This is a genomic window from Pseudogracilibacillus sp. ICA-222130, from assembly GCF_037892545.1.
In the GTDB taxonomy this organism is placed as follows: Bacteria; Bacillota; Bacilli; order Bacillales; family Amphibacillaceae; genus Pseudogracilibacillus.
In genome coordinates this window covers 32,081-54,377 of the sequence record NZ_JBBKBG010000016.1, presented here as the reverse complement: position 1 = coordinate 54,377, position 22,297 = coordinate 32,081, and the positions used below count along the sequence as shown (strand labels likewise).

General features: G+C 33.0%; 21 protein-coding genes. 2 read left to right on the top strand and 19 right to left on the bottom strand.

Features of this window, described 5'->3' with window-relative positions:
• Positions 1–25: 25 nt before the first annotated feature.
• The 12 genes from WKT09_RS08155 to WKT09_RS08100 form a co-directional block, all read right to left on the bottom strand.
• Positions 26–1,165, bottom strand: a complete 1,140-nt coding sequence (locus WKT09_RS08155; protein ID WP_340415567.1) for a hypothetical protein — start codon at positions 1,163–1,165, stop codon at positions 26–28.
• 25 nt (positions 1,166–1,190) lie between these two features.
• Positions 1,191–2,645: an oligosaccharide flippase family protein gene (locus WKT09_RS08150; RefSeq protein ID WP_340415566.1), complete on the bottom strand. Its 1,455-nt coding sequence runs from the start codon at positions 2,643–2,645 to the stop codon at positions 1,191–1,193.
• Positions 2,646–2,655: 10 nt separating this feature from the next.
• Entirely contained in the window at positions 2,656–3,759 is a 1,104-nt protein-coding gene (locus tag WKT09_RS08145) for a glycosyltransferase family 4 protein (protein ID WP_340415565.1), read from the bottom strand.
• Positions 3,760–3,775: 16 nt separating this feature from the next.
• Entirely contained in the window at positions 3,776–4,363 is a 588-nt protein-coding gene (locus tag WKT09_RS08140; RefSeq protein WP_340415564.1) for a sugar transferase, read from the bottom strand.
• A gap of 19 nt (positions 4,364–4,382) precedes the next feature.
• On the bottom strand, positions 4,383–5,570 hold the full coding sequence (locus WKT09_RS08135; protein ID WP_340415563.1) for an ATP-grasp domain-containing protein: 1,188 nt from the start codon (positions 5,568–5,570) through the stop codon (positions 4,383–4,385).
• A gap of 13 nt (positions 5,571–5,583) precedes the next feature.
• Positions 5,584–6,075, bottom strand: a complete 492-nt coding sequence (locus tag WKT09_RS08130) for a GNAT family N-acetyltransferase (protein WP_340415562.1) — start codon at positions 6,073–6,075, stop codon at positions 5,584–5,586.
• Between the two features lie 453 nt (positions 6,076–6,528).
• The gene (locus tag WKT09_RS08125; RefSeq protein WP_340415561.1) at positions 6,529–7,740 is read right to left on the bottom strand and encodes a DegT/DnrJ/EryC1/StrS family aminotransferase; all 1,212 of its coding nucleotides are present in this window, start codon (positions 7,738–7,740) and stop codon (positions 6,529–6,531) included.
• Positions 7,741–7,757: 17 nt separating this feature from the next.
• The gene (gene galU / locus WKT09_RS08120; RefSeq protein ID WP_340415560.1) at positions 7,758–8,633 is read right to left on the bottom strand and encodes a UTP--glucose-1-phosphate uridylyltransferase GalU; all 876 of its coding nucleotides are present in this window, start codon (positions 8,631–8,633) and stop codon (positions 7,758–7,760) included.
• Positions 8,634–8,651: 18 nt separating this feature from the next.
• Positions 8,652–10,487 (bottom strand): polysaccharide biosynthesis protein, encoded by a 1,836-nt coding sequence (locus tag WKT09_RS08115; RefSeq protein WP_340415559.1) that lies wholly within the window; start codon positions 10,485–10,487, stop codon positions 8,652–8,654.
• 156 nt (positions 10,488–10,643) lie between these two features.
• The gene (locus tag WKT09_RS08110; protein ID WP_340415558.1) at positions 10,644–11,414 is read right to left on the bottom strand and encodes a tyrosine-protein phosphatase; all 771 of its coding nucleotides are present in this window, start codon (positions 11,412–11,414) and stop codon (positions 10,644–10,646) included.
• Between the two features lie 18 nt (positions 11,415–11,432).
• Entirely contained in the window at positions 11,433–12,128 is a 696-nt protein-coding gene (locus WKT09_RS08105) for a CpsD/CapB family tyrosine-protein kinase (RefSeq protein WP_340415557.1), read from the bottom strand.
• Positions 12,121–12,855 (bottom strand): YveK family protein, encoded by a 735-nt coding sequence (locus WKT09_RS08100; protein WP_340415556.1) that lies wholly within the window; start codon positions 12,853–12,855, stop codon positions 12,121–12,123. Before WKT09_RS08100 ends, WKT09_RS08105 begins: the two co-directional genes overlap by 8 nt.
• 308 nt (positions 12,856–13,163) lie before the next feature.
• On the opposite strand from WKT09_RS08100, the gene WKT09_RS08095 reads away from it, so the two are divergent.
• Both WKT09_RS08095 and WKT09_RS08090 read left to right on the top strand, forming a co-directional pair.
• Positions 13,164–13,988 carry a hypothetical protein gene (locus WKT09_RS08095; protein ID WP_340415555.1) on the top strand — a complete coding sequence of 275 codons (825 nt, stop codon included), beginning with the start codon at positions 13,164–13,166 and terminating at the stop codon, positions 13,986–13,988.
• A 2-nt stretch (positions 13,989–13,990) separates the two neighbouring features.
• Positions 13,991–14,929: an LCP family glycopolymer transferase gene (locus WKT09_RS08090; protein WP_340415554.1), complete on the top strand. Its 939-nt coding sequence runs from the start codon at positions 13,991–13,993 to the stop codon at positions 14,927–14,929.
• Between the two features lie 169 nt (positions 14,930–15,098).
• Here the strand turns inward: WKT09_RS08090 and WKT09_RS08085 are convergent, their stop codons facing one another.
• The 7 genes from WKT09_RS08085 to WKT09_RS08055 all read right to left on the bottom strand — a co-directional run bounded on the left by WKT09_RS08085 (position 15,099) and on the right by WKT09_RS08055 (position 22,295).
• Positions 15,099–15,413, bottom strand: coding sequence for a hypothetical protein (locus WKT09_RS08085; protein ID WP_340415553.1), 315 nt, complete (start codon positions 15,411–15,413; stop codon positions 15,099–15,101).
• Positions 15,414–15,537: 124 nt separating this feature from the next.
• Positions 15,538–16,551, bottom strand: a complete 1,014-nt coding sequence (locus WKT09_RS08080) for a nuclease-related domain-containing protein (RefSeq protein ID WP_340415552.1) — start codon at positions 16,549–16,551, stop codon at positions 15,538–15,540.
• A 232-nt stretch (positions 16,552–16,783) separates the two neighbouring features.
• Positions 16,784–17,680 carry an AEC family transporter gene (locus WKT09_RS08075; protein WP_340415551.1) on the bottom strand — a complete coding sequence of 299 codons (897 nt, stop codon included), beginning with the start codon at positions 17,678–17,680 and terminating at the stop codon, positions 16,784–16,786.
• 101 nt (positions 17,681–17,781) lie between these two features.
• A complete protein-coding gene (locus WKT09_RS08070; RefSeq protein WP_340415550.1) occupies positions 17,782–19,014 on the bottom strand; it encodes a CynX/NimT family MFS transporter in 1,233 nt (410 codons plus the stop codon).
• Between the two features lie 26 nt (positions 19,015–19,040).
• Entirely contained in the window at positions 19,041–19,730 is a 690-nt protein-coding gene (locus tag WKT09_RS08065; protein ID WP_340415549.1) for a FadR/GntR family transcriptional regulator, read from the bottom strand.
• A 196-nt stretch (positions 19,731–19,926) separates the two neighbouring features.
• Entirely contained in the window at positions 19,927–20,844 is a 918-nt protein-coding gene (gene prpB / locus WKT09_RS08060) for a methylisocitrate lyase (protein ID WP_340415548.1), read from the bottom strand.
• Positions 20,845–20,855: 11 nt separating this feature from the next.
• Positions 20,856–22,295 carry a bifunctional 2-methylcitrate dehydratase/aconitate hydratase gene (locus WKT09_RS08055; RefSeq protein WP_340415547.1) on the bottom strand — a complete coding sequence of 480 codons (1,440 nt, stop codon included), beginning with the start codon at positions 22,293–22,295 and terminating at the stop codon, positions 20,856–20,858.
• Positions 22,296–22,297: the final 2 nt, after the last annotated feature.

The following is a 22,297-nucleotide window of genomic DNA, read 5'->3' as shown; positions in this document are numbered from 1 at the left end:
AGATTATATTTAGTTTTAAATAGTGTCATCGTTTATTGTATGTAACTTTAAATGTATTTCTTAAATTAAATATACCTTGATAATTCCCTATATAAATTAAAGCATGTGCTAACCAAAACAGAGGTTGTCTAATTCCATTATGAGTTAATCCATAAAAGTGCAATCCAATCAATATTATAATTGGAATAAACGATATTTTATTTAATAATATTAAAAATAATAATAGTAATAATAATGTAGCTATAATTCCATAATTAAAATAAAAGGACAACACTGTTGAATGTATTTCTACTGGGCTATCAAACCTTTCCTTGGTTAAACCTTCTCCTGCTCCGAAAAATGTCAATTCAAAATAATCAAGTACTCTGTTATAGTGTCTTTCTTCCATAACTGATATATTTTTTTCTTCTTTTTGATTTATTCTGTTCAGAAAGTTTTCTATTAAAGCTGAATCCTTAATAAATCCATAATTACTTAATAAACTTATTATCACTATAAAAAAACAAAACATAGTAATCAGTTTTCCTTTTAATTTAAGTTTTGCAAAATAAATATACACAATCGTTACAAAAACAATAAAAAGCATCGATATTATTGTTGAAGTTGAATTTGATAAAAAAGCTAAATAAATCGAAGCTAACGTTATTAATAGAAAATGAGAAAATCTTTTGTTTAATATAAAGTATAGTAAAATAACAATAACTAGACACAATAATGAGTAATACCCTAATTGATTAGGGTTATTAAACAACAAAGTTTGTCTCGTTAAACCTTTATTAATTAAAAAGGGAGATAACAATATTTGGATTACTATACTTATAACAATAGATTTATAAATTACCTCTAATAAGATTTTTCCATCAGTAAAATAAATATTAATAATCATAATTAAGAAGCTAAAGTTTAATAAATAATAAAAAGAACTAATTATAAATTCAGTACTTGAATAAATAAATCCCCAAAAGAAATTAATAAAAAAGATTAAAAATAGCAAAGCTAATACTGTTTTTAAAATAAGATCATTTCTTATTTCATATTTAAAAACAAACATTATAAATGATCCAAACATTAATATGTCTGATATTTGTGGATATCCACTATCAAATATATATATAGGATAAAATACAAGAGATACTGCAATAGTCATATATATAATTTTTTTCAATATTAAACACAATCCTTAATAATTTTCATCGTTTTACTAGAGTATAAATTTCATTTATACTTTTTTTATCAATCACTATTATTGTTGAAACATATATAATAGCACCTATCAGAATTATTATAATTAATTTATTTATATCACCAAAAGAATATATTAAAAAGTTTTTTATAAAGTAAATTGAAATTATCATTAAAATTATACCACTAATGACAGATTTCATATTTACAAATAATGCTAAAAAATTACTATGAATTTGTTTGTTTACATAATATTGAAATATCAATGCATTTAAAACTAAAAAACAGGCATGTATGATTACAACAACTAATACACTTTGTTTAATTTGTAATCCACCGATTAATACTAATAGATAAATTAGTGAGGTTATTGTTTCTATTTTTAATACCATCGTTGGTTTGTTCATTGAATACAATAAAGCTACCGCGTTATTTCCAGTAATAATGGGTAACGAAACGGCAATAAATAAAATTTGAATCACTATTACACTTTCTTCCCACTCACTTCCAAATATTATCGGGACAAATAAATCTGCAGTTAAAACAATACCTATTAATATAGGAAATCCTAATAACGAAGTGAATTTAATTATTTTATAATAAGTATCTTTCAATCTTATAATTGATTCAGCTAATTTCGAATAAAGTGGTAATAATACTGATGAAAATGTTTGTGTAATTGCTGTGTATACCTGTGTCATTAGGTTTTTACCAAAATAATAAATTCCAAATTGCTCAGCATTTAAAAATGCCCCTATAATTACTTCATCTACTCTTTGGTTACCTACCGTTAATAGACTTTTCAATGTTACAGGGAATCCAAATTTTAGTAACTTTCTTAGGGCATTATAATTAAATCTTGGAATAAATCCTATAACTTTACATTTATGGGTAATAAATACATATAATATTAACTTTAACAACGTAGAGATACCTATTCCAATTGCATAGCTATAAATACTATAGCTCATCGTTATGAGCACAATTGTGGTTAATGTTCGTACTAACATTCCACTCATCGTTATTAATGTTATTTCTTTAAATAAAAAATTCCTCTTTAAAGCACCAACAAATAATACTTCTAAACTTTCAAAAAATATACCAAACATCAAAATCTTCAAAGTCTTAGATAAATTTTCTAATCCATAGAAAGTCTCTATTGAGGAAGAGGAAAAATATAAGATAACAATAAATACAGATGTTAAAAATATATTAAACATCAATAAACTTGTATTTTGCAATTTACTTATTTTGTCCAATTTGATATACGCTTCTTCTATACCAAACTTCGGTATAATAGGTATAATCCTAAAAAACAATGTAATTACAGCAATATAAGCAAATTCCGTTGGAGATAAAAACACAGCTAAAAGTATATAAAAAATAGGTGTTATAAAAGCATTAAAAACAGTATTTAATGTTGTCCACTTTATTCCTTCAATTGATTTATTTTTTACACTCATATACATTTTCCTAATCGATTTTTTCAACTATATCCTTATTAACAAGATTCACATCAAATTTCTTCTCACATAATTCACGACTTTTTAACCCCATATGTTTTAAACAATTTTCATTTTTTATCATCCACTCAACTTTTTCTGTTAAATCCTCAATGCTTTTCGGCTCAATAAGAAATCCATTCTCACCATTAATAACAGTTTCTCTACATCCTGGAGAATTAGTTGTTATTATTGGTCTTCCAACAGACATTGCCTCCAAGATAGCTCTTGGCACTCCTTCTGGATAGTATGAAGGCAAAACAAATACAGATGTTTTTACTAAATACTTTTTTACATTTTCTACTTCACCATAGTAGTTCACAATTCCATTTTGAATACATTCTTCGAATAAAGTTATATTAATACTTTTATCGTCGTTATCCATTGGACCGATTAAATTAAATCTAACTTCTGGATATTTTAATTTTATATTTTTTGCTGTATATAAAAATTCATTAACACCTTTCAATCCTGTTAACCTTGATATCATGGTAAAAGAATTAGTTACTTTTAGACTTGTGTACTTAAACCTTTCGATATTAACACCACTGCCATTAATGTGTGAATAATTATTAGATAACAAATGTTTTTTTTTCAATAAGACAATATCATCTAAGTTTTGCACAAAAACATGCTTAGAAACTTTGAAAGACAACTTTAATAATGGATAGGATATAGATTTAATGAAAAATCCTTTTATTCCTTTAAGTTTAAATAATCTTCCAGATCCATTAACAATTGCGATAATATTTTTAATCCTTGAAAGTTTTGCAGCAATGATAACAGAAGGCATTATATTTATACCATACACAACAATTGAATCAAATTGTTCTCTTTTAAAAATTTTAAGTAAACTGATTAAAACTTTTATTTCTTTTATTGGGTTTAAATTCGCCCTTAATAAAGGTGATTCTATAAATCTAACATTATAATCATTATAATCCGAATGAATTTTTCCCTCACTTTTCTTAGCAAAATAAGATACCTGATACCCCTTTGATTGTAATAATTTAATAAGTTCGTACCTATTTAATTTCTTATCACTCGTTCGAATCGCGATTAATGCTACTTTCATGATTATCTCCTAGCGTTTATTTTGTATAAATATTCTCTTTTTTAATAACCATTTGTATAGTTTTAAGAATAATTTTCAAATCTAAAAAAAATGATACATTATTAGCATACCAAGCATCTTTTAATCTCTTTTCTTTATTTGATAAACCATTCCTATAATAAGCTTGTGTATAACCAGTTATCCCCGGGCGCACTTTCATTTTATCCTTTTCTTTTTCTTCAAACGTCGATAAAACAGAATATAAACTAGCTCTTGGTCCTATAAAACTCATATCTCCTCGTAATACATTAATTATTTGCGGTATTTCATCAATGCTAGATTCACGTATAAATTTCCCGATTTTTGTTACTCTTGGATCATTTTCAGAATTGAATGTACTACCATCTGCATTCAATATGTTTGGTGCATCTACTTTCATTGATCTAAATTTGTACATGAAAAATTTTTTATTACGCTTCCCTATTCTTTCACCTTTATAAATAACAGGACCATTATCTTCCAACTTAATTAAAGTACCTATTACAATGTATAAAATTAAAAATAAAGGTAATAACAAAATAGACAATAAAATATCTAATAAACGTTTAAATCGTTGATAAAACATATATTATCACCTTGTTTTCTTATTTTCTTATTATCTTTTTATTTAAAACTTGTAAAGCTTTTTCATTTTTAAGCATTGCTTCTTGAACATTTTTAGAGGACGAAATGATGTAGCCTAGACCATCCAAATTGTTTTGATATTCATTTATAAATTTCCCTTCTTTTAAAGTGTGTAATATATTAACATTATATTCTTTCTCAATCTCCGAGATATTTGGTATTTTTTTAATCTCTCCCGGTTTTAAAGCAATAACTCGTGTTGCAACTTCTTTTCTATTTTTTGCAAAATGAGTATCAATCTTTTCGCCTAAAGAAGCCCTTATAATATTTTCTATATATGGAAATCCTGTACTTAACGGGATTATATGTGACCCTATCAAATTTCCTCCCATACGCACACCTATATCGATAACTGAAACATTGTTTTGTTCATCAACAATAACATCCATATTGACTGAACCGTAATCAATTTCCAATACATTTATAATTTGCTCAACCTTTTTTTTAATTTTAAATTCCACTGATTTATCCGAAATTGTATAATGACCTAATTCAGCATAATTTGGATGGTCCGTCATTATTTTGCCTAATATTGATAACACATAAACTTTCCCACCATATACAAAGGATTCTACGCCATATTCTCTACCTTCTATAAAGTCCTCAACTAGAGCGACACCTTTTGCAGAATTCTCAATTGATAATTTTGAAAACTCAATAAAATCTTTTTCTTCATTTACTTTATATGCTCCACGGCTGCCTGAACCATCAATTGGTTTAATCATCACTGGATATTTTAATTGGCGACTTATATTTTTAAAATTACTCATTTTATCTACTGTATAAAACTGTTTAACATCGTTAATATTTGCCGTAGATAATAAACTCCTCACCTTATGCTTATCTTTAATCAATTCAGTAGTTTTGTAGGCTAGTCCTGGTAAGTTCATTTTTTCTGATATAAAGGAGGTCGATAATACCCCATAATCAGTAGCTCCTGTAACTACGCCATCAATATTTAATTGTTTTGCAACTTTTAAACATTCATATTCATTAACAATATCTATACAATAATGCTCATCAGCATATTTAAAACCAATTGCATTATTATTTTTGTCTAAAGCAATTGTATATAATCCCATTTCTTTTGCTTTTTTTATAATAAAGCTTTGTAAAAACCCTGAACCTACTATTAAAATCTTCTTCATTTGTTCACTACCTTTAATTAAATAGCAATTTTTGCATTATTATTACACTGAAGTTTGTGGTATTTCTCGTAGAAATTTGCTTAAAACCTCTCTTTTCATAAAACTTAATTGCATTAATACTTTTCTCATACACTTCTAATTTTAAAATTTTAATATTTTTTATTTCACAATATTCTTCAATATATTTTAGACTTGAATCACCTATACCTAACCCTGAGTATAAAGGACTAGTTGCAAACTTATGTAAAACTACGCCTTTCATATTATTTTCAATAAAGTGTTCTAACTGAAATGTATGTATGTACTTATTAGAACAGAGATCTCTAGCAAGAAATACTTCTCTTGAATCAAACTCTTTTTCTATCATATTTATCGTATATTCTTTAGACCAATGGTTTAAACCGTGTCTTTCATACATATCTATACCACATGAATTTATAATATTTGATATTTCCTTTATTTTTGACTTATTATGCGATTGGATCCTTTCAAATTCAAGTTTCATTTAGGAACCTCCTAGTATAATAGATTTTAGCTATAGATCTATCCTATCAATTTAATTATTTATACTTACCTTTACAACTTCATTATTTTTCACTCTCCAGTGGCCATTTCAAATAACTTATGTAACTATAAATTGCAGATATATTTTACTAATAACCAAACGTTTCCTGCCTGATGTTCCTAAACAATAATTATATATGAATAGATCAAGAGATTTATCGGGCTTACAACAGTTTTCAACTTTTCCTATTAATAGAAGATTAGCGAAGATATTATTACTTTAAAACTGAACTCATACATAGTGATAGACAAGTTATCAATCATAAACATCCTCAATTACAACTTAATAATATCCTAAACAAAACAATCGATTTATTTTGTATTTGATTTATTTATGAATTTTGCTTTTCATTATTTAAACAATTATTTAATTTGTTCTTGAAGTATTGCTATTTTATTTTTGTAATAGATTATTAAGATTTTTAAATATATAGTCAATATCTCCATTTGTTAATTGTGTATGCAACGGCAATGTAATTGATTGTTCATATTGTTTATATGCATTAGGATAATCAATCATTTTAAAACCCAAGTTTTTATACGCGGTTAAATATGGTAAAGGTTTATAGTGTACATTTGTGGAAATTCCCCTACTTGCCAATTCAGAAATTAATGTATTTCTCTTATCCTCATCATAGTTAGGTAATCTTAATATATATAAATGACATGAAGATTCGTATACATTATCAATATGTCTCAGAGGTTTTACATTTATTTTTTCAAAAAGTGTATTATATTGTAATACAATATTTTTTCTTTTTCTTAGCAAACTTTCATATCTTTCAAGTTGGATTAAACCAATACTTGCCGTAATATCAGTCATATTACATTTATATCCAGGAAAAACAATATCATATTCCCAAGAACCGGCTTTTGTCTTAGATAATGCATCTTTCGATTGTCCGTGTAAACTATATAACATATATTGTCGGTATAGTTCATTATCGTCTAAACCTAAGTCGGATTTCCAAACAACCGCACCACCTTCAGCGGTTGTTAAGTTTTTAACAGCGTGAAAGGAAAAACAAGTGAAATCCGCAACTTGTCCACTAATTTTCCCTTTTCTTTTCGCACCAAATGAGTGCGCTCCATCCGCTATAACTGTAATACGCATAATTTGTTCTTGAATTTTATTATTCGGTTTAAAAAGGTGCCTTTTGCTATTTACAACCTCAAAAATACGATCATAGTTACACATTTTACCTGCAATATCAACTGGAATAATTGCTTTAGTTTTTTCTGTAATCACATTTTCCAGTTGGTTATAGTCCATCTCATATGAATCTTTTTCTGTATCAACCAATATTATCTTTGCACCCACATGATGAATAACCGAAGCAGAGGCAGTATAGGTATATGCAGATGTAATTACCTCATCACCTGGACCAATACCTAAAATTCTTAAAGTTAATTCCATTGAAGCAGTTGCTGAGTTTAAACAAACCGCTTTGTTTACACCAATATATTCAGCTATTTTCTGTTCTAATTTCTTAGTTTTAGGTCCAGTTGTAAGCCAACCGGATTTTAATGTATCAACCACTTCTTTTATTTCAGCATCAGTTATATCTGGTGGCGAAAATGAAATGTTTTTAATATCTTGAGACATTTAATTTACTCCTTTTATTAAATATTATTAATATCTGAAATTATCTCATTTAAATATTGCTCAAATTCATCTTTAATCCGTTCATCTTTTAACGCAAATTCCACCGTTGTCTTAACAAATCCCATAATTTCTCCAACGTCATAACGCTTACCCTCGAAGTCATATGCGTATACGTTTTGTTCTTCGTTTAACATTTGGATTGCATCGGTTAATTGAATCTCTCCACCTGCACCTATTTGTTGTTTATCTAGATGGTTAAAAATCTCAGGTGTTAGTATATAACGTCCCATAATTGCTAAGTTTGACGGTGCTGTACCTAGTTTGGGTTTTTCAACGAATTCTTTTACTTCATATAAACGTCCATCATTACTAATAGGATCAACAATTCCGTAACGATCTGTTTCATCGTCCTCTACAGTTTGTACACCAATAACAGAACTACCTGTTTTGTCATATTTATCTATCAATTGTTTTAATCCTGGAGTTTCCGATTGAACGATATCATCACCAAGTAATACAGCGAATGGTTCATCGCCAATAAATTTACGTGCACACCATACGGCATGTCCAAGTCCTTTTGCCTCTTTTTGTCGAATATAGTGAATATCGATTTCAGCTTCTTTCACTTTTTCTAAAAGCTCTAACTTTCCACTTTTCTTTAAGCTCTCTTCTAATTCAAAGTTTGTATCAAAATGGTCTTCAATCGCACGTTTCGTATGACTTGTAACGATAATAATATCTTCAATACCAGATGCTATTGCTTCTTCTACGATGTATTGAATCGTCGGTTTGTCCACAATCGGTAACATTTCTTTCGGCATCGCCTTTGTTGCAGGTAGGAATCTAGTTCCCATGCCCGCTGCTGGAATAATTGCTTTTTTTACCTGTTTCATTTCATTTTCCTCCAATATTTATGCATCTATTTTCTCTAACAATTCCGGTTTTCCCTCATACACAATTTCCATTAATCTTTCTTTTAATTGTGCCTGTGTAAGGTCATGAAATTCTTCTGTTAATCTTGTAATGACCCCTATATCTACATTTGTTGTTTTGCCAATGTATATTTTTTCATAAATTTGTTCAGGGTGGATTTCATCTTCATTTAATAGTTCTTCATACATTTTTTCTCCCTTACGAAGACCTGTATATTTTATTTCGATGCCATCCTCTTCATTACTTAATAACTTTATCATATTTTTGGCAAGGTCAACAATTTTCACTTGTTCCCCCATATCGAGGACAAATATTTCGCCTCCACGGGCAAGACTTCCCGCTTGGATAACAAGTCGACTTGCTTCAGGAATTGTCATAAAATATCTTGTCATATCACGATGTGTTACCGTTACCGGACCACCTGAACGAATTTGTTTTGTAAATAAAGGAATAACTGAGCCGCGGCTTCCAAGTACATTCCCGAATCTCACTGCAACGAATTTCGTCTTCGATTCTTGCCGGCTTAATGATTGAACAATCATTTCAGCAACACGTTTGGATGCTCCCATTACATTCGTTGGATTTACCGCTTTATCAGTAGAGATGAGTACAAATGTATCTACTTCATAATCACGAGCAACTTCCGCAACATTTCTTGTTCCAATAACATTATTTTTAATCGCTTCATGCCCATTTTCTTCCATGATTGGGACATATTTATGTGCGGCTGCATGGTAAATAATTTTAGGACGGTATTTTTCAACGATGGAAGCCATACGTCGTTTATCTTTTACATCTCCAATAATTTGTAAATACTCGATTTCTGGATACTGTTTATGTAATTCCATATAAATAGTATAAATGCTAAATTCACCGTGTCCGACAAGTAAAATACGTTTTGGATTAAACTTAGATAATTGACGACATATTTCAGAACCGATAGATCCACCCGCTCCAGTTACCATAATCGTTTCATTTGCAAGAATATTCTGTAATCCGGAAATATCAAGTTGAACGGGTTCACGTCCAAGTAAGTCTTCAATTTCAATTTCTCGAATATCTGATACTTGTAATTTCCCAGTGAAAATATCTTCTATTTTTGGCATAATTTTTACAGGTAAATTTGTTGCATTACATGTTTCTACAACTTTCTTTCTCTTTTTAACTGTTAAAGATGGAATAGCAATAATAATTTCATCGATATGATATTTCTCTATAATCTGCTCTAAATTTTCTAACTGCCCAACAACCGGTACACCGTGGATGCGAATATTTTGTTTCGCAATATCGTCATCGATAAATGCGCTTGGAATAAGCTCACGCTCGTCCATATGTAAAAGATTTTTCGCTAACATCGTTCCCCCTTGACCTGCACCGACAATAAGGACATGTTTCGCCTTTCTTGATGGCATTCTTAAATGATCTCTATCCGTCCACATCCGTACGACAAAGCGAGATCCACCAATCATAATAATATGCAGAAGCCATGTTAAAAACATCACACGAATAACTACATTTCCGAGGATAAATTTTTGGAAGATCATTGTAACAATAATTGTTAATGTAACTGCTATAGCAATAACAACGAGTTCACGAATGGAGGCAACTCCCCATGCGCGATCATATAAATGGAACATTGTCGCAAATATATGGTGGGTAATTAACATGATGGCGGCACTTATCATTAATGTTTGACTCAAAAATACGTCCATCGTTGGTTGTATGATTAACGTACTTAAAAATATTGCCGTTAAGACGATTATTGAGTCGATTAACATAAAGATACCAAAACGTGTCTTTATAGACAATTTCATCTTTCTCCTTTTCTAATATAATTCTGATTTTTTACCAATGTTTCCTATTATACCGGTAATATTGTACCACAATATTTCGTAATATCCTACTATATTCTACACGTTAACTAGTTTAAATTACACAGAAAAAGGGCGGATATATATCCGCCCAATTTATTACGCCCATTGAAAGACGTTCCACCATTTCTTCGTTGGCTTTATAGGTTCTTGAATAATTACAAGCTTCTCTTCTTGAATACGGAAGTTATTTTCTATTAAAATATCTGCTTGTTTTGATAGGCCTTTTTTATCTAATTCGTTAATACCTTCATTATATAATAAGGGCCTTGATGTTAAGTTATGTACATCGGAACCGATACAATGAACGAGTTGATGGTTAATAAATGAAAGAGCAGTATCCTTTATTTTACTACCAAAGTGACCAACTAAACTACCAGTCGTCACTTGTGATAAACAGCCTTGTTTGACAAACTTGTATAGTAATTCTGGTTTATCCATTAAAGGACGGTTTTTTTCTGGATGTGCAATAATCGGTACAAAATTATTCGATAACATTTTTTCAAATACAGTTGCTGCATAATCAGGTATTTCTCGTGTCGGAAATTCGACTAAGACATATTGCGAATTACCTAATGGCAATGCTTTGCCTTCTACTAAATCTTCTAATAGTTTCGAGTGAATTCGAATTTCTTGTCCGTGTAAAACATTGATTTGGATATCATTTGCTTCCACCGCCTCACGAAGTAATGCTACGCCACTTTTAATTTGCTCTACACTTACATCGTATTGAGGACTTTTCGCATGACTTGTTGCAAATATATGTGTAATCCCTTGCTCTGCTGCATCTTCAAGCATACGCATTGCTTCCTCAATTGTTTCAGGTCCATCATCTACACCTGGAATAATATGAGCATGAATGTCGATCATAAGCATCATTCTCCTTTATTATCCATAATATTCGTAATACTCTCCACTACTGTTCGTATAGTTGTTTAAAACGACACCGAGAATTTTTGCATCTGCTTGTTCTAGTAATTCCTTCGCTTTTATAATAGAATCTTTCTCTGTATATCCAACATCAATAACTAGCACCGTTCCATCCATTTCATTAGACAAAATTTGTGCATCTGTAACAGATAATGTTGGTGGTGCGTCAAATACGATTAAATCAAAATCTTCTTTTAACTTTTCAAGTAAAGAAGTCATCGTCTTAGAACCTAGTAACTCTGAAGGGTTCGGTGGAATGGGTCCACTCGTTATAACAGATAAGTTATCAATATCTGTTTCACGAATTACTTCTTCTAAAGTAATTTGTTTCGTTAAAACAGTCGATAAACCCGCCGCATTCGGTAAGCGAAAAGTATAATGTACAGTTGGTTTTCTCATATCAGCATCTACGAATAGTACCTTTTTCCCCGCTTGTGCGAATGTTACTGCCGTATTTGCAGAGATGGTTGACTTCCCTTCTAGTGCTGAAGCAGATGTAAAAAATAATGTTTTTAGCTCTTCATCTGGCAATGAGAATGTTAAGTTCGTCCGGATCGTACGGAATTGTTCAGAAATAATCGATTTGGGTGATGCTACGGTAATAAGTTGACGTGCTGTTTTTTGATCCATATGTTTTCTTTTTTTCTTAAACACTTACTTTTCCTCGCCTTCTACGCTCGACATGTAACTCTGTTTTCTTCATTTCATCTTCTGTAATCGTGGAAATACCCCCTAATACTGGTAAGTCTAATAAATCTTCCACGTCTTTTTCATTTTTAACGGTCGTATCTAAATATTCTAATAAGAATGCAATACCGATTCCTAACATCGCTCCTAATACAAGTCCGATTGCCATGTTTAATTTCGGATTCGGTTTTACAGGTGTTGGGTTTTCACTTAATTCTGCTTGGGATAAGATTTTTACGTTATCTACACTCATTAATTCCACGATTTCTTCTTGGAACACTTTTGCTGTTTCATTTGCAATTGTCGCTGCTACATTAGGACTTTTATCTTGTACTTTAATATCAATTACTTGAGACTGTTCAACACTATTAACAGATATTTTTTCATTTAATTGTGAAACAGTATATTCGTCGTTTAAACGCTCGGCTACAATATCTAATATTGCAGGGGATTTAATAATTAAACTATATGTTTCTATTAATTGAAGGTTCGTTTGAATATCTTGCGTATTAAATTGTTCTTCTTCTATTTCTTTGTTTACTAATAATTGTGTAGAAGATTCATAGATAGGTGTTAAAATAACAAAACTTATAAATGCAGCAATTGCTAAAACGGCTACTGCTGTTCCAATTATTAGTTTTATCCGTTTTTTTAGGATAGTAAATATTTGTTGTAGTTCAATCGTTTCTTCCATTTTTTGCTGTTTCTCCTTTAATAATTAATAGCTATTATATTATACTATAATAGTCTTCCATTGTTGGAATTTTCACACAAAATTTTCATTAGTAATTCATTTGCACTAATAACGGTCTATGTTCCTATAAATATTTACCTAATATTTTTTTATTATAGCATTATCTTTTTTGAAATACTATCTTTTTACGATGAATTTGGTATTTTCCTGTGATTATTTTAGGGATATTTGCTCATAGTGGTTTTTATTTGGATATAATTGTATGATAGATGGATATAGATAACATCGTTGAAAGTGAGGGAAACGTAATGAAAAGTAAATCTTTCTTTTTCATTACCATCGCAGCAAGTCTTTGTATTATTATTGCTAGTTATTCTTATTGGAAATTAACTTTAGAAAAAACAAATAAAGAGGTTGTTGCAGAAGTAAATACCGATAAAACAGAAAAGAAAAAGAAGAAGGTAGATGGGAAAGAAGTTTCAAATTCTACTAAAAAAGAATCTCCTTTTAATCATGAAATAACTGTTGCTATGAAAAACGATGCAATTACTAATAAAGTGGAAGAAAGACTTAATGCAGAAGAACCAATTCGCTATTTAATAATCGGTTCAGACTATATGACAACCGAAAATAATATTTTTCCAGAAGTTTTCACCAATGTAATGGAAAATGAATTAATGGGCAATGTAGAAGTCGAATATTATTTATTTACAGAAGATGCATCCATATCAACCATTGCAAATAGTGATGAAATAAATAACTTAAATAAAGAGGCATATGATATTGTTATTTTAGACCCTTTCACGTATAATAATCATGGACTTCTTTCGTATGAAGATACTGCATATTATCTAAATGAAGTTTTAGATTTTTGGGAGGATTCCGAGGCAGTGGTCATCGTCCATCCTAACCCAAAAGCAACTTCATTAGAATATGGACCTGAACGATATGATCATATAGAAGGAACGATGAATAATCGTTCTGAAATCTGGATTGATGTTTGGAATGATATAGAAGAAGGTTCATTGGATACGTATATAACAGCTGAAGGATTTCCAACAGACGAAGGATTAGATTTTTGGGCAAATCAGTTATCCTCATATTTTATCGAATCAGAAGGGAGTAACAACTAGTTATGGCTGAAAATAAAAGAAGTAGAAAAAAAGCAAAAAAAGGCATGACATGGAAAAAGTGGCTTCTATTAATTATTGGAATTTTTGTGTTAGCAGTTGGAGCATTAATCGCTAAAGTCTATATCGATATAAAACGTACAGCATCAGATATTCACGAAATTATTCCTGAACGTCCTAAATCGGATATGCGAGATTCCGAGATTGCATTTGATAACCAAGATCCATTTAGTATTTTACTATTAGGGGTAGATGCTCGTGAAGGAGACAGCGGTCGTTCAGATACGATGATTGTAATGACAATAAATCCTAAGAAAGACTCTTCCATGATGGTCAGTATCCCTCGTGATACATTAACAGAAATAGTCGGACAAGGAAATGAAGATAAGTTAAACCACGCTTTTGCATTCGGTGGCGTAAAAATGGCATTAGATTCAACAGAGAATTTAATGAACATTCCTTTAGACTATGCAGTCCAAGTAAATATGGAAAGTTTTAAAGAAATTGTGGATGCAGTCGGTGGTGTCGATGTAAACAACTCTATCGCATTTGACGGGTTCAGCGAAGGTAATATCCACTTAAACGGTGAAGATGCTCTTGCATATGTTCGTATGCGTAAACAAGATCCACGTGGAGACTTCGGTCGTCAAGATCGTCAGAAACAAATCGTACAGGCAGTGATGAAAGAAGGCGCATCTGTCAGTAGTATTATGAATTATAAAGAAATCTTTGATTCTATCAGTGCTAATGTACGTACGAACTTAGATTTCGATGATATGGTAGATATTCAGAAGAACTACCGTGACGCAACGAAAGACGTTCATCAATTATACTTCGAACGTGGGGAAGGCCAAATGATTAATGGCGTTTGGTATTATATTATGAATGAAGAAGAACTAAATGAAGTTTCTACACAACTCCGTGAACACCTGGAGTTAGACTAGTGAAAACCGACTGTCCATTGTCGTGCTAGCCACGATGGACAGGCGGTTTTTTGTTATTCTTGCAACTATACCCCATAACCTTGCAACTTCACCCCGCATTCTTGCAACTCTACCCCGGATTCTTGCAACTTCACCCCATAATCTTGCAACTTTACCCGGATTCTTGCAACTATACCCCATAATCTTGCAACTTTACCCCAAATTCTTGCAACTTCACCCCATAATCTTGCAACTCTACCTCATATTCTTGCAACTTCACCCCGCATTCTTGCAACTCTACCCCATAATCTTGCAACTTTACCCCACATTCTTGCAACTCTACCCCATAATCTTGCAACTCTACACCAGATTCTTGCAACTTCACCTCATAATCTTGCAACTCTACCCTATATTCTTGCAACTTCACCCCAGATTCTTGCAACTTCACCTCAGATTCTTGCAACTTTACCCCATAATCTTGCAACTTTACCCCAAATTCTTGCAACTTCTACCCAGATTCTTGCAACTGCACACCATATTCTTGCAACTTTCCCCCGGATTCTTGCAACTCTACCCCATAATCTTGCAACTATACCCCATAATCTTGCAACCCCACCCTAGGGAGAGCATCATCTACTTACGCTCGCTCTTTTCCAAAGGTCGACTGAGGCATTTTGTGGGAATTGGTCGAAGGCTGGGCGATGGTACTTGCGTAACTTTGTTTTACCAGTTGCTTCAAATGGTGAATTTTTTAGAATACGACTAACTAACCACATTTTTTCACGGCCCAATTGTAACCATACTCGGCACTGTTCGTTGTTCATCGTATCCCCGATCAACAGGAAATAATCATATAATTTCTGTATATGTGCTTCTTTATCATTGATTTCACAATAACTACAGCGCCAAGTGCCGTAGGTACGTGACATTTTTCGGTTGCATATTGTGCAGCGAATCCCAAATTCAAGTTCACTTGTTCGTATATGATGTTGATCTAGCACGTTGATGAGAAGTGGATCGTTTTCTTTTTTTAATAAATGAGCAATTTTTTTAATGTCGACGGTTGATAGCATGTCATTGTTGAATGATTGATATATTTTTTCTACTCGATAAATAACTTCTTCCAGTGTAACGAAGCATTTCGATAATTCATCGTTCTCACTATCATGTTTTAAGAGAGCTTCATCGTTTGTCGAGACAGCCAGTGCGACTATTGGGACGTGATAGCCATGAAGTTCTAACCAATGTTTCAAGTTTTTTCGTTGTGTAAATGCTTGAAGAACGGGATCCTTATAAGCTTTTGTTTTTCCATCAAAAATTTGCACTAATTGGCGCGTATCCTTTTGGTATAAGATCTCCCCACGAATATATTTTGATTCTAAAACAATGATTACTTTGGATGTGAGTAATATTTTATCCATTTGAAATCTTGTTTGTTTCATACCTTTCAATCGTATATCTGAAATTTGTTCATAGTAACTTGGCAGTAGATTCAGTTTATAATCTAAGTTTCGCTCTCCAGTAAATCCGGAACGATATTTATAATATGATGCTAAAATTTCTTCTTTTCCCATGTACCCTTGGGAAATATTTCTCATGAGTGCTTCATATGCTAATAATACTTGTGGTTTCATTCGCAACATCAGTATCCCCACCCTTTTTATACTAATGTAAACGATATAGTGAAATGTGACAAATCACTGTCACGAAGCCATTTTTGTAAAATTTACTTTCTCATAAAAATTAGTATACCTTTTTATATTTTACGGTGGTTTTTACCCAAGAAACATGAAAATTTAAACGGAATTGTCTCTAAATTTCAAATTTAAATAAATTAAAAAAAACGAATTTGCCGCCCTAGCAAATTCGTTTTCCTCACAACACAACATTCAATAAAACACTGAGCGAAACAACACTAATTACTGTCGAAATGAATGTAATGCTTGATACGAGATCTGGTTCCGTATCAAATTCAATTGCGTACATCGTTGTCGTCGCTGCCGTTGGCATACCTGCAATGATTATTAAAATGTATCCGATGAGTGGATCGACATCAAACATCCATACAAATAAAATCGCAACAATTGGAGCGATAACCATTTTTAAGACGACACTTGATATGATGACTTCCCAGTTCAATTTTATTTTCGTCATTGAACCAAGTTGCAATCCTAAAATAAGCATCATTACCGGAATCGCTGCATCCCCGACCATAGAAAGTGTCGAGTACATTTCTTTCGGAATAGACACATCTAGTAATTGAAAGCTAATCCCTAAAAATGCAGCATATGTCGTCGGCATTTTCATCACATTTAATAAAGCCGTTTTCACACCACTCGTATTTCTTGATGCATAATAGATTCCAAAGAAGTTATTTTGCAAAGATTGTACCACCATAATAAAAATCGCATATGGCACTGCTTGCTCCCCGAGACTAAATAACACAACAGGTAATCCGTAATTTCCCGAGTTCATAAATCCAGTCGCTAAGATTGCAGCACTTTCCGTTTTTGCTTCCCACTTAAATATTTTCGCTAATATTTTATTTAGTCCGACCATGACATATAATAATACGAACATAAAAACAAAAATAACGATATAACTATCGTCAAATTTTGCATCGTATAATCCGACAAACACTAATGCCGGTGACAATATGTATAAACTTACAGTAGAGACAGAGCGTACATCGACTTCGCGGAACTTTTGTAAAATAAAGCCGACAGCAAACACCATAATAATTGGTAAAATAACACTAATAAATAATCCCATGTATGACATCCTTAATATGTAAAAATTCAATATTTCTATTATACTATAAACAATGGTAAAAAAGATGATTTCGCCTCTCCCAGCAAAACCATCTTTTCTTTCTACACACGCATTTTTACCGAGTGTTGTTTTTTCATGACGTCCGACACTTGTCCATTTTTCCCTGCTACCATCCCATTACATATAATGATGATCGAAGTAATAAGGAGCAAACAAAGTGGTACCGTCCATCCACCAGTCATATCATGAATAGCCCCAACAATAATCGGACCTGTCGCCGCTAATAAGTATCCAAATGATTGTGCCATGCCTGACATTTCTGCTGCTTCTTTTCCATCTTTGGTTCGCAACGTGAAAAACATCATGGACAAACTAAAAGCACTTCCACTACCAATTCCAATCAGAATCGCTGCAATTGGAACGACAAATGCACTTCCTTGCATTAAACCTAATATACCTAATATGAATGCTACTCCTGTAGCAATACTTACCAGTACTTGGTCTTTCATTTTCTCTGAAACTACCGGAATAATAAACGTACAAGGAATTAGTGCGAACTGCATTAAAAACACGATCCACCCCGCCATCGACGCGGAGTAATTTTTAGAAATTAAAATATCTGGCATCCACGTGATAAGCGTGTAATAAATCAATGACTGTGATCCCATGAAAATCGTAATTTTCCATGCGAGTGGGGAACGCCATACATTGCTTTTCTCTTGTGTTTTCACTTGCACTTGCTCTGATTTGTTTGCACCTTTTAATTGAGGAATCCATAATAATAAAGAAATAATGCCTAATACACCCCAAAATGCAAGCGCACCTTTCCAACCAAAGTCGCCCATATTCGAAATCGGAACACTTAAACCTGAACCAAGTGCACCGAATACGTTCATAAAAATGGCATAAATCCCTGTCATTAACCCAATTTTCAGAGGAAAATTCATTTTTATCATTGCTGGAATAAGGACATTTCCAATTGCGATGGCTAGACCGATGAACAATGTTCCTGTAAATAAAAATCCAACTCCTGTGATGGAACGAACACCCGTACCAATCAATAATAAAATAAGTGATAAGAAAATTGTCCATTCCATTCCAATCCGGTTGGCAATTTTTGGAGCAAATGGACTTAAAAACGCAAACGCTAAAAGTGGTAACGTCGTAATTGCCCCTGCAACCGCATTGGACATGCCGAGATCATCCCGAATAAATGTAATAAGTGCCCCGGCAGATGTAAGCGGGACACGCAAATTCGTACCTACCAGCATTACACCAATTAAAAGAAGCCATGCTGCTTTATTCTCTTTTGTTGCTAAACTTTCGTTAGACATGCTAGCCCTCCATACTAATAAATATGCTACCCTTCTACTTTTTCCACATAGCCACGTAATTCGTTAAAATACTGATCGACGATGGCGGCTGCTGCTTCGACATTCCCAGCTTCAATCGCCCGAACAAGCTCTACATGAAGCTCATGATCATACAATAAATCTTTCTCGAGCTCAATCATTTGTTCGATAAAATCGTACACGACATCAAATAATGGCTTGTACAAATCACATAACAATCGGTTCCCAGATGCTTCTACGATACTCGAATGAAATAAAATATCTGCTTGTATAAATGCCACACGGTCCTCGATATCTGCCGCCTGTTGACATGCTTTTAATGCTGCATGCATATTTGTAAAATCCACTTCTTCAAAACGTTTTGCAGCTAATTTTGCTGCTTGTTTTTCTAAGGCAAAGCGAACATCTAACGTCTCTAACATTGCCGCTTTTTTTGCATGACGTTCTAATGCGACACCGAGTGTATTTACCGCCTTTACAACCGTCCCGCTTCCTTGTTTCGTTTCGAGTAATCCCGCATGAACGAGTGCCCGAATTGCCTCACGTAATGTATTACGGCTAACATCAAACTGTTCCATTAACACCATTTCGGGAGGAATTTTTTCCCCGACAGCCCAATGTCCCTCACTTATTAAGCTTTCTATCTGTTCTGCCACTTGTTCCACCAATGACATACGACTTGTCTTTTTAATCACCATGAAAACACCTCCCCGCTTCACGTAAAATCCCGTTCCTTTAACCCTCAACTAAAAGTTGTAGGATGATTGGTATATTGGATATGTTAACAAAGTGAAAACAAACTGTCAAAGTAACATATGTTCATCATACACACTAAAAAAACGACTCTGTATGAAGAGAGTCGCTTTTTATATGAAAGATTACTGGATAGGTATATTATGATTCATCCTCTACAGTCGGTAACACTGTTTTAGCAATCGAGGCATCCAATGTTTCATAATCATGTAAATGAATTGTTTCATATAATTCTTCCCGTGTTTGCATATGATCAAGCATGTTTTTCTGAGTGCCTGCTTCTTTAATTTCTTTGAAAACACGTTCATACGCTTTGGCAGCAACACGCATAGAGGTTACAGGATAAATAACTAATGCATATCCCATTTCATCAAATTCGTCTTTCGTAAAATATGGTGTTTTTCCGAATTCGGTCATATTTGCTAGTAAAGGTGCATGGACCTTTTTCTTAAACATAACGAACTCCTCTTCTTTTCGCAACGCCTCTGGGAAAATAACATGTGCTCCTGCTTTTACATACGCATTTGCACGTTGTATAGCTTCTTCTAATCCTTCCACTGCTAATGCATCCGTACGTGCAACAATGATTAAATCTGGAGTGATTTCTTTCATCGTTTTTATTTTTTGCACCATTTCTTCTGTAGGAACTAATTGTTTTCCATTTAAATGTCCACATTTCTTCGGCAATTGCTGATCTTCTATTTGAACTGCAGCAACCCTTGCTTCCACCATCTCCATCGCAGTCCGTGCAACATTTAATACACCACCAAAACCAGTATCAATATCAACCAAAATTGGTAAGTTCGTTGCTCGGACAATTTCATTGGCACGTTCAGCGACTTCTGTTGACTGTAACACTCCTAAATCTGGAATACCTAAAGAAGCTGTAAAAGCCCCTCCAGATAAATAAAGCGCATTAAAACCTGCCTTTTTTGCAATAATTCCGGCCATTGCATCGTGAGCACCTGGTACTTGTAAAATGGTCTTCTCTTTTACAAGTGTTAAAAATTCTTCCGCTAATTGTTTTTGTGATTTTGGTTGCTCCAATATCCAAGTCATACAGATCCTCCTTATTTCGCTAACAATTTCATCCATTCGTGAACAGGCATCTCTGATAATTTTTCATCATCTAAACAGACAGCTGTTATTTGTTCCATTTGTTTTTTCGACAATTGTGTCGCAATATTATGTTGAAACTTTTCCTCAATGAGAGGATATGCTTCTTCTCGTCTAAATCGGTGTCCTAATGGATACTCTACTGCAACAAGCTCTGTTTTTGTACCATCTTTAAACACGACTTGCACGGCATTTGCGATCGAGCGTTTCTCTGGATCTAAATAATCAACGGAATATTGCTTTTCTTCGATTACAGTCATTTTATTTCGCAACTCATCAATGAATGGATTGCTCGCCACGTCATCTTCATAGTCTTCTGCAACAATATTTCCCTTCATTAACGCAATGGCAGTAATATATTGTAAAGAATGGTCTCTATCTGCTGGATTGTGTAACGGACCACGTTTATCAATAATACGAATCGCGGATTCATGTGTACGAATGATAATTTCTTCAATCTCCTGTAATCGGTCCTTCACTTCCGAATGTAATTTCACACCTGCTTCTGCCGCAGTCTGTGCATGGAATTCTGCCGGGAAAGAGACTTTAAATAACACATTTTCCATCACATAACTACTTAATGGGCGTTCTAATGTAATTTTGTTTCCTTTCAATAATACATCTTCAAATCCCCACGTTTTCGTACTCAAAGCACCTGGATACCCCATTTCACCTTTCAGAGCAATTAATGCTAATTGTACACCACGTGCTGCAGCATCCCCTGCCGCCCATGACTTTCTAGAACCAGTATTAGGTGCGTGTCGGTAAGTCCGTAAGCTTCCACCATCGACCCATGCATGGCTTAGTGCATGTAACATTTCTTCCCGAGTTGCTCCTAATAATTTAGCCGCTACAGCTGTTGAAGCTACTTTTACAAAAAACACATGATCCAGTCCAACACGGTTTAGGCTATTTTGTAAAGAAAGGATTCCTTGAATTTCATGTGCTTTAATACTCATTAATAGGACATCTTTCATAAGTAGTGGAGCTTTATTATCACGAATCCGTTGTTGACTCACCATATCTGCTACAGCTAAAATACTTCCTAAATTATCACTCGGATGTCCCCATTCCGCAGCTAACCAAGTATCGTTATAATCTAACCACCGAATTAACGTCCCAATGTCAAAAGCACCTTTGACAACATCTTCCCTATAAGACGTCCCAGGTACTCTAACCCCATTTGGTACGATCGTTCCTTCTGTCCAAGGCCCAAGCATCTTAGCACATTCCGGATAATCTAACGCCAATAATGCGGTACCTACACTATCCATTAATACATATCGTGCTGTTTCAAATGCTTCATCACTTTTAATATTTTCATCATCCATCATATAATCTGCTATTTCGACTAGTATTTGATCATAAGACACTCGCTCATTTACGTTTGACATGT